Below are 13,675 nucleotides of genomic sequence, written 5' to 3' on the forward strand. Positions count from 1 at the left end.
CACAAGAGTGCTGAGGATAGCGGATCAGAGCCGGGCGGTGCTCACCGTGATGTAGCCCTTGTCGTTCAGGGTAATCCGGATCACCGTTTCATCTTCCGCGGCCTTGCGTTTCTGCTTGATGCACACGCCTTTGACGCCGATGGCGCGCATCCGCTGGCTGATGGCCCGCCCGCACGGGTCGAAGAAGACTTCGCTGGCCAGCAGCTCGATGCGCTCGATCAGTTGCCGAGTACGCTCGTCGGTGGCACAGAAGAACAGCACGCCCGACAGGTGCGGGTCGTCGTCCGGGTTGCTGATCTCGTGCGCCAGCAGTTCGCGCAGGGTACTGCGCAGTTCGGCGGTGGTTCGGGTATCTGGGTACATGCGCAGCCTCCTCTGGTCGCAGGTTTGCATACTTGTTTTTACTGGCCCTCGGCGGCAAGTAAGACGCGTCAGAATTGGCTGTGGGAATTTTCTGAAACTACGAGGAGGGTGCTTGCGTTGCAGCGATGCGGCACAATGCTTCGCCTGATTTCTGTGCTGAGCGAGGCCCCCGATGAACAGCCACTTCCAAGCCGTCGACCTGCAAAAGGCCTACCGCTTGCTCAACCATGGGCCGACCGTACTGGTCTCGGCCAGTCATGAGGGGGTGGACAACGTCATGGCTGCTGCCTGGGTGTGTGCACTGGACTTCGACCCGCCCAAGGTCACCGTGGTGCTGGACAAGAGTGCCCGCACCCGGCAGCTGGTCGAGGGCAGTGGCTGGTTCGTGATCCAGGTACCCACTGCCGCCCAGGCGCTGCTGACCCATCAGGTGGGTACCCGCAGCCTGTTCGACCAGCCGGACAAGCTGGCCAGCATCGGCGTCGAGCTGGCGCGGGTGGAGGGGCATGTGGCGCCACTGGTGCAGGGCTGCTCGGCCTGGCTGATGTGCCGGGTGATCGATGAGCCGCATAACCAGAACACCTATGACCTGTTCATCGGTGAAGTGGTGGCGGCCTGGGCAGATGACCAGGTTTTCCGCGACGGGCATTGGGCGTACGAGAATGCCGACCCGCAGTGGCGCAGCCTGCACTATGTGGCGGGTGGGCATTTCTATGCGATTGGCGAGCCGGTGGTGGTCGACCCGCAGGCTTGAAATTGCCCGTGCTGGCGTCATTCCTGTAGGAGCGGTGTCAGGGTTTAACCTCCTGCTTGAACTTCAAGCGCCAGCCATGCAGCAACGGTTCGGTATAACCGCTAGGCTGTTCACGCCCCTTGATCACCAGCGCCTGCGCCGCACGGAACGCATGCGAACCCGCGAAATTCCCGGCCATCGGCCGGTACGCCGGATCCCCGGCATTCTGCTGGTCCACCACCGTGGCCATGCGCTGCAAGGTCGCCTCGACCTGGTCAAGGGTGACCACCCCATGGTGCAGCCAGTTGGCGATGTGCTGGGCCGAGATGCGCAAGGTGGCGCGGTCCTCCATCAGCCCTACGTCATGGATGTCCGGCACCTTCGAGCAACCGACGCCTTGCTCCACCCAGCGCACCACGTAACCCAGGATGCCCTGGCAGTTGTTGTCCAGCTCGGCCTGTATTTCGTCCGCACTCCACGGTCGGTCCGGGCTCACCGGAATGCTCAGCAGGTCGTGCAGCAGTTGCGCGCGCTCGGCGCCCAGGTCGACGCTTTCCAATTGTGCCTGCACCGCCGGCACGTCCACCTGATGATAATGCAGCGCATGCAAGGTCGCGGCAGTGGGCGAGGGCACCCAGGCCGTGTTGGCGCCGGCGCGGGGCTGGGCGATCTTCTGTTCGAGCATGGCCGCCATCAGGTCGGGCATTGCCCACATGCCCTTGCCGATCTGCGCCTTGCCGCGCAGGCCACAGGCCAGGCCCACCAGTACGTTGCTGCGTTCGTAGGCCTGGATCCAGGCGCTGCCTTTCATGTCGCCCTTGCGCAGCATGGCGCCGGCTTCCATGGCGCTGTGCATTTCGTCGCCGGTGCGGTCGAGGAAACCGGTGTTGATGAACACTACCCGTGCTGCCGCGCTGGCGATGCAGGCTGCGAGGTTGACGCTGGTGCGCCGCTCTTCGTCCATGATGCCCATCTTCAAGGTGTGTCGAGGCAGCCCGAGCAGGTCCTCGACACGGCCGAACAGCTGGTCGGCGAAGGCCACTTCGGCCGGCCCGTGCATCTTCGGCTTGACGATGTACACGCTGCCCTCGCGGGAGTTGCCGCGGCGTTTCAGGTCGTGCAGGCCGATCAGGCTGGTGACCACGGCGTCGAGGATGCCTTCGGGGATCTCCCGGCCATCGCGGTCGTGGATCGCCGGGTTGGTCATCAGGTGGCCGACGTTGCGGATGAACAGCAGCGAGCGGCCGGGCAGGGTCAGGGGCTGGTCATTCGCGCCATGGTATTCGCGGTCCCTGGCCAGTGCGCGGGTGAAGGTCTTGCCGCCCTTGCTGACCTGTTCGCTGAGGTCGCCTTTCATCAGGCCCAGCCAGTTGCGGTAGACGTTGACCTTGTCCTCGGCATCCACCGCCGCCACCGAGTCTTCGCAGTCGATGATGGTGGTCAGCGCGGCTTCGATGAGGATGTCCTTGACCCCGGCGCGGTCGGCCTTGCCGATGGTGCTGGCCGGGTCGATCTGGAGTTCGAAATGCAGGCGATGGTGTTGCAGCAGGATGGCCGCTGGCTGGCCGGGTTCGCCTTGGTAGCCGCGCAGTTGTGCAGGCGCTGCGAGGCCGACCTGGCGGCCATCGCTCAAGGTCACCTGCAGTTTGCCCTGATGGATCGCGTAGGCCTGGGCGTCCGTGTGGGATGCGCCTGCCAGCGGTGCCGAACGGTCGAGAAAGTCCCGGCCGAAAGCGATCACCCGGGCGCCGCGCACCGGGTTGTAGCCTAGGCCGCGCTCGGCGCCGTCACTGTCGGGGATAGCATCGGTGCCGTAGAGCGCGTCATACAGCGAGCCCCAGCGGGCGTTGGCGGCGTTCAGCGCGTAGCGGGCATTGCTCAGCGGGACCACCAGTTGCGGGCCGGCCTGCTCGGCGATTTCGCGGTCGACCTGGGTGGTGCTGATGCGCACCTGCTGCGGGGCTTCAACGAGGTAGCCGATACTGCGCAGGAAAGCCTGGTAGGCGGCCATGTCGCTGATCGGGCCGGGGTGCTGGCGGTGCCAGGCGTCCAGTTCGTGCTGCAGGCGGTCGCGTTCGGCGAGCAGTTCACGGTTGCGCGGGGCGAGGTCGTGGACCAGGGTGCTGAAGCCTTGCCAGAAGCTGGCGGCGTCGATGCCGGTGCCAGGCAGCACTTCATCCTCGATGAAACGTTGCAGGATCGGGGCGACCTTGAGGGGATGGGTCATTGTCTTCTCGCTCGGTGTTCAGGTTTTAGAAAATATGCAGCGTCCAGGCGTGCGCTGTATTTGTGGGCGCCGGCAAGCGCGGCTCCTACAGGGACCGCGCAGCCTTTCAAAGGGCGGCCACGCCCGCCTTGGCCACCTGGGCATCCTGCTCGGGCTTGACCCCGGACACGCCGACGGCGCCCACCACCTGGCCATCGACCAGCACCGGCACGCCGCCTTCCAGGCTGGTCAGCAGCGGCGCGGTGACGAAGGCCGTGCGCCCGCCATTGACCATCTGTTCGAAGTCACGGGTTTCCTTGCGCCCCAGGGCGGCACTGCGGGCCTTTTCCACAGCGATGTAGGCGCTGGACGGCGCGCAGCCGTCCATGCGCTCCAGGGCCAGCGGATGGCCGCCGTCGTCGACCACGGCGATGGTCACGTTCCACTGTTGCGCCTGGGCTTCCTGGCGGGCGGCAGCAAGCAGGCGGGTCACTTCCGCCTGGCCGATCACGGATTTGCTATGCATGGTTGTTCTCCTGGCTCAAGGCTGCTTCGACGATTTCGATCCAGTGCCGCACCGGCGTGCGCCCGGCCCCGTCGAGGTGGGTCTGGCAACCGATGTTGGCGGTGGCGATGACCTGCGGTTTGCCGCTTTCCAGCGCGTTCAGGCGGTTGTCGCGCAATTGCCGCGACAGTTCGGGTTGGGTCAGCGAATAGGTGCCGGCCGAGCCGCAGCACAGGTGGCCGTCCGGCACCGGGGTGAGGGTGAAGCCCAGGCGCGTCAGCAGGCTTTCCACCTGGCCGCCGAGCTTGAGCGCATGCTGCAGGGTGCACGGGCAATGGAAGGCCAGGCGCTGTTCGGCGCACAGGCCGAGCTGTTCGACCGGTTCGTCGCGCAGCACTTCGACCAGGTCCCGCGACAGCGCACTGACCCGTGCGGCCTTGGCGGCGTAGTGCGGGTCTTTTTCCAGCAGGTGGCCGTAGTCACGCACAAAGGCACCACAGCCACTGGCGGTCTGCACGATGGCCTCGGCACCGGCCTCGATGGCCGGCCACCAGGCATCGATGTTGCGCCTGGCGCGATCGAGGCCCTGTTTCTGGGCATTGAGGTGGTAATCCACCGCGCCGCAACAGCCGGCTTCGTACGCCGGTTCCACGCTGATCCCCAGGCGGTCCAGCAGGCGCGCGGTGGCGGCGTTGGTGTTGGGTGACAAGGCAGCCTGCACGCAACCCTCAAGCAGCAGGATGCGCCGGGCATGGCGGGGTGCGGGCCGTTCGCCGGCAGGCGTCACCTGGGCCGGCAGCTTGCGCTTGAGGTTGGCCGGCAGTACCGGCCGCAGGGCCTGGCCGGTGCGGGTCAGGGCCTTGAACAGCGCCGGGCGTGGCACCACGGCACGCAAGCCCTGGCGCAGCAGGCGCTGGCCGAGCGGGCGCGGTACCTGCTGCTCGACCACGGCGCGGCCGATGTCCAGCAGGTCGTGGTACTTCACCCCCGACGGGCAGGTGGTTTCGCAGTTGCGGCAGGTCAGGCAGCGGTCCAGGTGCAGTTGCGTGCTGGCGGTGACCGGCGCGCCTTCGAGCACTTGCTTGATCAGGTAGATGCGCCCACGTGGCCCGTCCAGCTCGTCGCCGAGCAGTTGGTAGGTCGGGCAGGTGGCCGTGCAGAAACCGCAGTGCACGCAGCTGCGCAGAATGCTTTCGGCTTCCTCGCCACGGGGCAGGCGCTTGGCGCTCTCGCTCAGGTTGGTTTGCATGGGCGTGGCCTCACAGGTCCGGGTACAGGCGGCCAGGGTTGAACACGCCCTGGGGATCGAGTTGCTGCTTGAGCGCGAGGTGGTAGCGCATCAGCGCCGCCGGGAGCGGCGCGCTGCTGTCGTCGCCGGGCGCATAGCGGGTGGCGTGGCCGCCAACCCTGGCCGTTTGTTCGCGGATCAGCTGCGCCGGTGCCGTCGATTTCAGCCAGCGCTGCGCGCCACCCCAGTCGATGAGTTGCTGCCCCGGCAAGTCGAGTTCACCGCTGGCCGTCGGCACCGACAGCCGCCACAGCGGCGCCGGGTCGTTGAAGAAGGCCAGGCGCTGTTCGCGCAGGTCGCTCCAGAAACGGCTGTCGAGCACGTCGCCGCCCAGGCGCTGGCGGGCCGACTGCACTGAGCCTTCACCGCCCTCCAGGCGCAGGTGCAGTGCTTCGCCGTCATGGCAGGCGGCACTGATCGGCAGCGGTTGCTGGCCCCATTCGGCCAGTTCGGCCAGGGCCTGGTGGCGGTCCATCGGCAGGCGCAGGCTGAGGCACTCACGCGGACGCGGCAGTACCTTCAGCGACACCTCGGTCAGCAGCCCCAGGCAGCCAAAGCTGCCGGCCATCAGTCGCGACAGGTCGTAGCCGGCAACGTTCTTCATCACCTCGCCGCCAAAGCGCAGCAGCTTGCCGTGCCCGGTGATCACGCGCGTGCCGAGCACGTAGTCACGTACCGACCCTGCCCAGGGCCGGCGCGGCCCGGACAGCCCGGCCGCGACCATGCCGCCCAGGGTTGCCTCGGCACCCAGGTGCGGCGGTTCGCAGGGCAGCATCTGCCCGGCCTCGTGCAGCGCCGCCTCGATCTCCAGCAGCGGCGTGCCGGCGCGGGCGGTGAGCACCAGCTCGGTCGGGTCGTAGCTGACGATGCCCCGGTGGTTGCGGGTATCGAGGATCTCGCCGGCCACCGGGCGGCCGAGCATGGCCTTGCTGTTGCCGCCCTGGATGTGCAGCGGCGTGCCCAGGTTCAGGGCCTGGTTGACCTGTTCGAGCAGGTCCTGGCTCATGTCGCGGTCCATGCTCATCAGAAGCGCTCCAGCTCGGGGAAGGGCAGTTGCCCGTGATGCACGTGCAGGGCGCCGAACTCGGCGCAGCGGTGCAGGGTGGGGATGTTCTTGCCCGGGTTGAGCAGCCCTTGCGGGTCGAACGCCGCCTTCACGGCATGGAACACGGTGATTTCGTCACTGTTGAACTGCGCGCACATCTGGTTGATCTTCTCGCGCCCCACGCCGTGCTCGCCGGTGATGCTGCCGCCCACCGCCACGCACAGTTCGAGGATGCGCCCGCCGATGGCCTCGGCGCGCTCCAGTTCGCCGGGCAGGTTGGCATCAAACAGGATCAGCGGGTGCATGTTGCCGTCGCCGGCGTGGAACACGTTGGCCACGCGCAGGCCGTATTCCTCGCTCAGTTCGCTGATGCCCTTGAGCACCCGGGGCAATTCGCGGCGCGGGATGGTGCCGTCCATGCAGTAGTAGTCCGGCGAAATCCGCCCCACCGCCGGGAAGGCGTTCTTGCGCCCGGCCCAGAAGCGCACGCGCTCGGCTTCGTCACAGGCCAGGCGCACTTCGCGGGCGCCGGCTTGCTTGAGCACCTCGTCTACCCGTTCGCAGTCATCCTGCACATCGGCTTCGACGCCATCCAGCTCGCACAGCAGGATGGCGGCCGCGTCGACTGGGTAGCCGGCGTGGATGAAGTCCTCGGCGGCGCGAATCGCCAGGTTGTCCATCATCTCCAGGCCGCCGGGAATGATACCGGCGGCGATGATTTCGGCCACCGCACGGCCGGCATCCTCGACGCTGTCGAAGCTGGCCAGCAGCACCCGCGCCACCTGGGGCTTGGGCAGCAGCTTGACGGTCACCTCGGTGACGATGCCGAGCATGCCCTCGGAGCCGGTGAACAGTGCCAGCAGGTCGAAGCCTGGGCTGTCGAGGGCGTCACTGCCCAGGGTCAGGCGTTCACCCTCGACGGTGAGGATCTCCACCTTGAGCAGGTTGTGCACGGTCAGGCCGTATTTCAGGCAGTGCACGCCACCGGCGTTTTCGGCGACGTTGCCGCCGATCGAGCAGGCGATCTGCGAAGAAGGGTCGGGTGCGTAGTACAGGCCGTGGGGGGCGGCGGCCTGGGAGATGGCCAGGTTGCGCACACCGGGCTGCACCCGGGCGAAGCGGCCTTGCGGGTTGACTTCGAGAATGCGGTTGAAGCGCGCCATCACCAGCAGGATGCCCTTGGCCAGCGGCAGCGCACCGCCCGACAGGCCGGTACCGGCGCCGCGCGCTACCACTGGCACGCCACGCGAGTGGCAGAGCTTGAGCAAGGTCTGCACCTGTTCCAGGCGTTCGGGCAGTACCACCAGCAGCGGCACCGTGCGGTAGGCCGAGAGGCCGTCGCATTCATAAGGCTTGAGATCTTCTGCGCGGTGCAGGACCTCAAGGTCCGGGAGGGCATCACCCAGCGCCTGCAGCAGCGCGGGCAGATCCACGGCGGGCAGCGCGCCGTCGACACGTTCGTCGTAGAGGATGTTCATCAGGCTCACTCAGCGGCAGTTTTTGTTGTTGTTGGCAAACCGATCACCCTTGCAGACTGCGCGCTTGAGTGGGGTCGGTCGAGGGTGTGGGGCACTGGTCCTACCAGTTTTTCAGGGAAGCACTGGTTATTGCTGAGTTCAAGCGGCTAGATTGGAGCCATCGACAGCAGTGGTCCTACCAGTTGGAGTCCGTGCATGGGGATTGAAGGCAAGGCCAAGGTCGCAGACCAGGTGGCCGAGCGGGTCGAGCGGCTGATCGTCGAAGGCGTGCTCAAGGTCGGCCAGGCCTTGCCCTCGGAGCGGCGCCTGGTGGAAAAACTTGGCTGTTCGCGCTCGGCACTGCGTGAAGGCCTGCGCATTCTGCGTGGGCGCGGCATCATCGATACCGAGCAGGGGCGCGGCTCGTTCGTCGCCGACCTTGCTGGGCAGGCCAGTACCACGCCGTTGATGCACCTGTTCAGCTCTCAGCCGCGCACGCTGTTCGACCTGCTGGAGGTGCGGGCCTTGCTGGAGGCCGAGTCGGCACGCCTTGCGGCCTTGCGAGCCACCGATATCGACCGCCTGCTGATCCGCCGGCGCTATGAAGACATGCTGGACGCCCATGCTTCTGTCGAAGCGCTGGACCCACGCGAGCATGCCCGGCGTGACCATGCTTTCCACCGGGCAATCAGCGAGGCGTCACACAACCCGGTGCTGGTGCATACCTTGCAGTCACTGAGCGACCTGACCCTGAGCACGGTGTTCGCCTCGGTCAACAACCTCTACTGCCGGCCGGCGCAGAAGCGCCAGATCGATCGCCAGCATGCGCGGTTGTATCACGCGGTGATGGAACAGTTGCCCGAGCAGGCGCAGCGGGCGGCGCGCGAGCATATCAACGGGATTCGCGACAGTTTGCGGGAGATCGAGCAGGAAGAGCAGCGGTTGGTCAGGGCGACCATGCGGATGGATGGGTGGGGGTGAGGGCACACAGGTGCATGGCTGCGGTCTTGCAGCGCTTATGAGAACGAGCGCCGCCCGCGCGGCGCATCGCGGGCAAGCCCGCTCCTACATCTGTATCGGGCCAGTATCTCCTGTGCCGCCAACAGGATCCGCCTTGTTGGCATGGCGGTACATCTCGGTGGGCTCCACCTGTCTCCTGTCATGCACCAAGGCGGTCCCTGTTGGCTTCACAGGAGGGACTGGCCCGAAACAGATGTAGGAGCGGGCTTGCCCGCGATGCGCCGCGCGGGCGGCGCTCGATCTCACAGGCGCTACAACTGTTGTGACTGGCACCTGGTGGCCCTCATGCAATCTCAGCACAGGCGCTCGCACAAATACACAGTTTCAATGATGGGCAACCGGATCATCCTGGGACAAAATCGCCCGGGCCAGCTCTTCGTCACTGGCCTGCAGCCCAGGGTTGTCCTTGCGGGCCTGTTCCAGCGCCGACTCCACATAGGCGCCACGGATGGTCCCGCCACTGGCGACGAACGCAGAAAGCTCGTCGCGAGCGGGGATGATCCGTTTGTCATCCTTGAAGGTCGAATACAGCGAGGCGGAGATACCGGCCGAGGTGGCGACGTCGCCCGCATCGACGCGGGCCAGGGCCGCACCGGCAGGCAGCAGGAGCAGCAGCGCAGGGGCGAGGAGTAGGTGGCGCATGTCGTGTTCTCCAGTAACGTGAAGCACAAGGAAATAAACCACTCAGTGTTTAAGAAAGCGGGCGAGTGGAGGTAGTTCCCTGTTTTCTGCCAGAGCGTCGTTGCGCCTTACACCTTGCTGCCCAGCAAGCGCTGCAGCGAAGCGTCGAAATCGCGCAGGGCATCGGCCTTGGCGGCCTGTTCGTCTTCGAGCATGCGCGCCACATTGCTGACATCCTTGCGCGCACGCCCCTCGGCGCGACCGATGTAGGTGAGCTGGCTGTCGAAGAAGCGCGCCACCACCCGGCTTTCAACGTCCGCAGTGGCCAGGCGGCTTTCGCTGTCCAGCAGCACGATCACGTCCGGATGGTCGGCGAGCAGGCTGTCCAGGTCTTCATAGAAGGTCACCTCGGCGAACTGCTGGGCCAGTGAATGCGCCAGCCAGTCGTAGGCCTGGCTGCCACCGCGCAGGGTGGCCACTGGGATGCTGCGCGGCTGTGATTTGGCCACCCCGTCGCCACGGTGCTGCTGCAGGTAGCTGAGGGTGCTGTCGGCGTTGCGCCCGAGCAGCACGGCCACGTGCTGCCCCGGGGCCAGGGCGACGCTGGAAAGGGCGGTGGCCGAGTAGAAATGCCCGTAGGGCTGGGCAGCCTGCTGGCCTGGCGCGGCACAACCGCCAAGGGCAGCGAACAGAGCGAGCAGCGCAGCGAGCATGCCGGTTTTCATGGGTAGGGCCTCATCGATCAGTGAATGCGGCCATGTTCCGCCGTCAGCGGCTGCGGCGGAACTTGATGGCATTCATGGTGGCTATCGATGAGGTCGATGAATCAGCTCGGGCGGGCCATGTACTGCAGGATGCGCTCGCGCAGCCAGCGCTCGGCGGGGTCGTTGTCGTGGGCGCCGCTCCACACCATCGACAGTTCGGCCTCGGTGATCTCGAAGGGGGCCGGGTCGGCGCGCAGGCTACCGTCGTCGGCCAGGGCACAGGCGGCGTAGTCCGGCACGGTGGCGATCATTTCGGTGTTGCGCAGCAGCGCGCGCAGGCTGCCGAACTGCGGCACGGCCAGCACCACCTTGCGGCAGCGGCCGATGCGGGCGAGGTCGAGGTCGATGTTGCCGCTCATGTCACCGGAAAACGACACCATCACATGGGGCCGGGCGCAGTACTCGTCGAGGGTCAGCGGGCCCGGGCGGTTGTCGGCGCGCAGCACCCGCACGCCGATATCACGCAGCTTGCGGCGCTTGGCGGTGGCCGGCAGGTCGGTGGTGTAGCTCACGCCCACCGAGATCTCGCCACTGGCCAGCAGGCCCGGCATCAGCAGGAAGTTGGCGCGGCGTACCACCACGCTGATGTCCGGCGCCTCCTCGCGCAGCGCCTGCAGCAAGGCGGGGAACAGGCCGAACTCGGCGTCGTCCGACAGGCCCAGGCGGAACTGGTTGCAACTGCTGGCCGGGTCGAAGTCGCGGGCGCGGCTGATGGCGGACGAAATCACATCCATGGCCGGGCCCAGCTCGGCGAAGATCTGCATGGCCCGCGGCGTCGGTTCCATGGCCCGGCCGCTGCGGATCAGCAGCGGGTCGTCGAACAGCTCGCGCAGGCGGGCGAGGGCGGCGCTGACGGTGGACTGGGTGATGAACAGCTTTTCGCCGACCCGGGTCAGGTTGCGTTCGATCATCAGGGCTTCGAAAAGCACCAGCAGGTTCATGTCGACGCGGCGCAGGTCGTTGCGGTTCATGGGGCTTGGCTCACCGGGGCTGTAGGGGTTGGCGGTGTATTGAAGCACGACGCAGGCGGTTGTGCCTTGTATGGATGTGCCGGGGCTATCAGCCCGCAAGAGCCACTCTATTAGACCTCTGCCCAAGCTCGACTAGTCTTTCCCCTGGCCCTGCGAAATCCAGCTGCGGGCGGCGCGTCAGCACCTGGGTGCAAGACCGCGCGGCACGTGGCGTGACAGCTTCGCAAGCCCCGTGTCGGTACGTGACCGACCTGACCTGATGAGGGGTAGGCATGAGCCCATGTGCTCGGCTGAAAGAACACCTGGCATAGACCGGAAATCTGGATAACCGACCCAAAGGTAACAGCAGATGTCGAACGAATCGAAATGCCCGTTCCATCAAACCGCAGGTGGCGGCACCACCAACCGTGACTGGTGGCCTGACCAGCTCAACCTCAGGATTCTCCATCAACACTCGTCGAAGTCCAGCCCCGACCCGGACTTTGACTATGCCAAGGCGTTCAAGAGCCTCGACTTCCAGGCCCTGAAAAAAGACCTGACCGCCTTGATGACCGACTCCCAGGACTGGTGGCCAGCCGACTTCGGCCACTATGGCCCGCTGTTCATCCGCATGGCCTGGCACAGCGCCGGTACCTACCGCATCGGTGATGGCCGTGGCGGTGCCGGCTCCGGCCAGCAGCGTTTCGCGCCGCTCAACAGCTGGCCGGACAACGTCAGCCTGGACAAGGCCAGGCGCCTGCTGTGGCCGATCAAGCAGAAGTATGGCAACAAGATCTCCTGGGCCGACCTGATCGTGCTCACTGGCAACGTCGCCCTGGAGTCCATGGGCTTCAAGACCTTCGGCTTCTCCGGCGGCCGCGCCGATGTGTGGGAACCGGACGAAGATGTGTACTGGGGCTCGGAAAAGGTCTGGCTGGGTGGCGACACCCGCTACGGCAAGGATCAGGTCAAGGCGCAGCCGCCAGGCCAGGGTGATCTGGTCGCCGAGCCGGCCAAGCGCCCGGAAGAACAAAGCCGCGACCTCAGCGGTGAGCGCAACCTGGAAAACCCGCTGGCCGCCGTGCAGATGGGCCTGATCTACGTGAACCCGGAAGGCCCGGAAGGTAACCCAGACCCAGTGGCGTCGGGCAAGGACATCCGCGACACCTTCGGCCGCATGGCCATGAACGACGAAGAAACCGTGGCACTGATCGCCGGCGGCCACGCCTTCGGCAAGACCCACGGTGCCGGCCCGGCCGACAACGTCGGCCCTGAGCCTGAGGCTGCCGGCCTGGAGCTGCAGGGCCTGGGTTGGGCCAACAAGTTCGGCACTGGCAAGGGTGGCGACGCCATCACCAGTGGCCTGGAAGTGATCTGGACCTCGACGCCCACCCAATGGAGCAACGAGTACCTCAACAACCTGTTCAACTTCGACTGGGAACTGACCAAGAGCCCGGCCGGCGCCCACCAGTGGCGACCAAAGGATGGCAAGGGCGCAGGCACCGTGCCGGATGCCCATGACGCGGGCAAGCGCCACGCGCCCTCGATGCTCACTTCTGACCTGGCCCTGCGTTTCGACCCGATCTACGGGCCGATCGCCAAGCGCTTCAAGGACAACCCGGACCAGTTGGCAGACGCCTTCGCCCGTGCCTGGTACAAGCTGATCCACCGTGACATGGGCCCGCTGGCGCGTTACCTGGGCCCGGAAATGCCCAACGAAGAACTGCTGTGGCAAGACCCGTTGCCCAAAGCCGACCAGCCAGTGCTGGGCGAGCAGGACATCGCCGGGCTCAAGGCCAAGATTCTCGCTTCGGGCCTGAGCGTCGCCGAACTGGTTTCCACCGCTTGGGCGGCGGCCTCGACCTTCCGTGGCTCGGACAAGCGCGGTGGCGCCAACGGCGGCCGGCTGCGCCTGGCACCGCAGAAGGACTGGGTGGCGAACCAGGGCACCGGCAAAGTGCTGGCGGCGCTGGAGAAGATCCAGGGCGAATTCAACGCCGGTGGCAAGAAGGTCTCCCTGGCCGACCTGATTGTCCTGGCCGGCTCAGCCGCCGTGGAGAAGGCCGCCAAGGACGCCGGTCATAACGTCAGCGTGGGCTTCCGCCCGGGCCGGGTCGATGCCTCCCAGGCGCAGACTGACGTCGAGTCGTTTGCCGTGCTGGAGCCGCTGGCCGATGGCTTCCGCAACTTCAGCAAGGCCCGCTACAGCGTCAAGGCCGAGAAGCTGTTGCTGGACAAGGCCCAGCTGCTGACCCTCACCGCGCCCGAGCTGACCGTGCTGATCGGCGGCCTGCGCGTGCTCGGTGCCAACCATGGTGGCAGCAAGGACGGTGTGTTTACCGACAAGCCCGGCACCCTGAGCAACGACTTCTTCCGCAACCTGCTGGACATGGGCGTGGAGTGGAGGCCGACTTCGGCGGACAACGAAAGCTTCGAAGGCCGCGATCGCAAGACCGGGCAGGTGAAGTGGACGGGCAGCCGGGTCGACCTGGTGTTTGGCTCCCATGCGCAGTTGCGGGCGTTGAGCGAGGTGTATGGCAGCAGCGATGGCAAGGACAAGTTCGTCAAAGACTTCGTCGCAGCCTGGGTGAAAGTCATGGAGCTCGATCGCTTTGATCTGAAGTGAATTGAGGGCGCATTGCGCCCTTTTCGCGACACAAGGCCGCTCCTACAGGTACAGCGCCAGTTTTGCAGGCGGCGCGATACTTGTAGGAGCGGCCTTG

Annotated in this window: 12 protein-coding genes; 3 read left to right on the top strand and 9 right to left on the bottom strand. The window is 66.2% G+C overall.

Annotation, left to right across the window (positions count from 1 at the left end; genetic code table 11):
• Positions 1–24: 24 nt before the first annotated feature.
• Complete coding sequence (locus ACIPZ8_RS15725) at positions 25–363, bottom strand: hypothetical protein (RefSeq protein WP_400724772.1); 339 nt, start codon at positions 361–363, stop codon at positions 25–27.
• A 172-nt stretch (positions 364–535) separates the two neighbouring features.
• Between ACIPZ8_RS15725 and ACIPZ8_RS15730 the strand changes: the two genes are divergently transcribed.
• Positions 536–1,117 carry a flavin reductase family protein gene (locus ACIPZ8_RS15730; RefSeq protein ID WP_400724774.1) on the top strand — a complete coding sequence of 194 codons (582 nt, stop codon included), beginning with the start codon at positions 536–538 and terminating at the stop codon, positions 1,115–1,117.
• 37 nt (positions 1,118–1,154) lie between these two features.
• On the opposite strand, the gene ACIPZ8_RS15735 is transcribed toward ACIPZ8_RS15730, so the two are convergent.
• From ACIPZ8_RS15735 to glcD, 5 genes are all read right to left on the bottom strand, one after another.
• The gene (locus tag ACIPZ8_RS15735) at positions 1,155–3,323 is read right to left on the bottom strand and encodes a malate synthase G (protein ID WP_400724777.1); all 2,169 of its coding nucleotides are present in this window, start codon (positions 3,321–3,323) and stop codon (positions 1,155–1,157) included.
• Between the two features lie 106 nt (positions 3,324–3,429).
• Entirely contained in the window at positions 3,430–3,828 is a 399-nt protein-coding gene (locus ACIPZ8_RS15740) for a heme-binding protein (protein WP_400724779.1), read from the bottom strand.
• Complete coding sequence (gene glcF, locus ACIPZ8_RS15745) at positions 3,821–5,056, bottom strand: glycolate oxidase subunit GlcF (RefSeq protein ID WP_400724781.1); 1,236 nt, start codon at positions 5,054–5,056, stop codon at positions 3,821–3,823. The genes ACIPZ8_RS15740 and glcF overlap by 8 nt, the downstream gene beginning before the upstream one ends.
• A 10-nt stretch (positions 5,057–5,066) precedes the next feature.
• On the bottom strand, positions 5,067–6,119 hold the full coding sequence (gene glcE / locus ACIPZ8_RS15750; RefSeq protein WP_400724784.1) for a glycolate oxidase subunit GlcE: 1,053 nt from the start codon (positions 6,117–6,119) through the stop codon (positions 5,067–5,069).
• Complete coding sequence (glcD, locus tag ACIPZ8_RS15755; RefSeq protein ID WP_400724787.1) at positions 6,119–7,618, bottom strand: glycolate oxidase subunit GlcD; 1,500 nt, start codon at positions 7,616–7,618, stop codon at positions 6,119–6,121. The genes glcE and glcD overlap by 1 nt, the downstream gene beginning before the upstream one ends.
• Positions 7,619–7,813: 195 nt before the next feature.
• On the opposite strand from glcD, the gene glcC reads away from it, so the two are divergent.
• The gene (glcC, locus tag ACIPZ8_RS15760) at positions 7,814–8,578 is read left to right on the top strand and encodes a transcriptional regulator GlcC (RefSeq protein WP_400724789.1); all 765 of its coding nucleotides are present in this window, start codon (positions 7,814–7,816) and stop codon (positions 8,576–8,578) included.
• 363 nt (positions 8,579–8,941) lie between these two features.
• Here glcC and ACIPZ8_RS15765 read toward each other — a convergent pair whose 3' ends face one another.
• The 3 genes from ACIPZ8_RS15765 to ACIPZ8_RS15775 form a co-directional block, all read right to left on the bottom strand.
• On the bottom strand, positions 8,942–9,259 hold the full coding sequence (locus ACIPZ8_RS15765; RefSeq protein ID WP_400724792.1) for a DUF2388 domain-containing protein: 318 nt from the start codon (positions 9,257–9,259) through the stop codon (positions 8,942–8,944).
• A 107-nt stretch (positions 9,260–9,366) separates the two neighbouring features.
• Positions 9,367–9,963 carry a hypothetical protein gene (locus ACIPZ8_RS15770; RefSeq protein WP_400724794.1) on the bottom strand — a complete coding sequence of 199 codons (597 nt, stop codon included), beginning with the start codon at positions 9,961–9,963 and terminating at the stop codon, positions 9,367–9,369.
• A gap of 101 nt (positions 9,964–10,064) precedes the next feature.
• Positions 10,065–10,973, bottom strand: coding sequence for a LysR family transcriptional regulator (locus tag ACIPZ8_RS15775; RefSeq protein ID WP_400724797.1), 909 nt, complete (start codon positions 10,971–10,973; stop codon positions 10,065–10,067).
• Between the two features lie 349 nt (positions 10,974–11,322).
• Between ACIPZ8_RS15775 and katG the strand changes: the two genes are divergently transcribed.
• Positions 11,323–13,578 carry a catalase/peroxidase HPI gene (gene katG, locus ACIPZ8_RS15780; protein WP_400724800.1) on the top strand — a complete coding sequence of 752 codons (2,256 nt, stop codon included), beginning with the start codon at positions 11,323–11,325 and terminating at the stop codon, positions 13,576–13,578.
• Positions 13,579–13,675: the final 97 nt, after the last annotated feature.

The sequence above is a fragment of the Pseudomonas sp. NPDC089422 genome (assembly GCF_044749405.1).
Taxonomy (GTDB): domain Bacteria; phylum Pseudomonadota; class Gammaproteobacteria; order Pseudomonadales; family Pseudomonadaceae; genus Aquipseudomonas.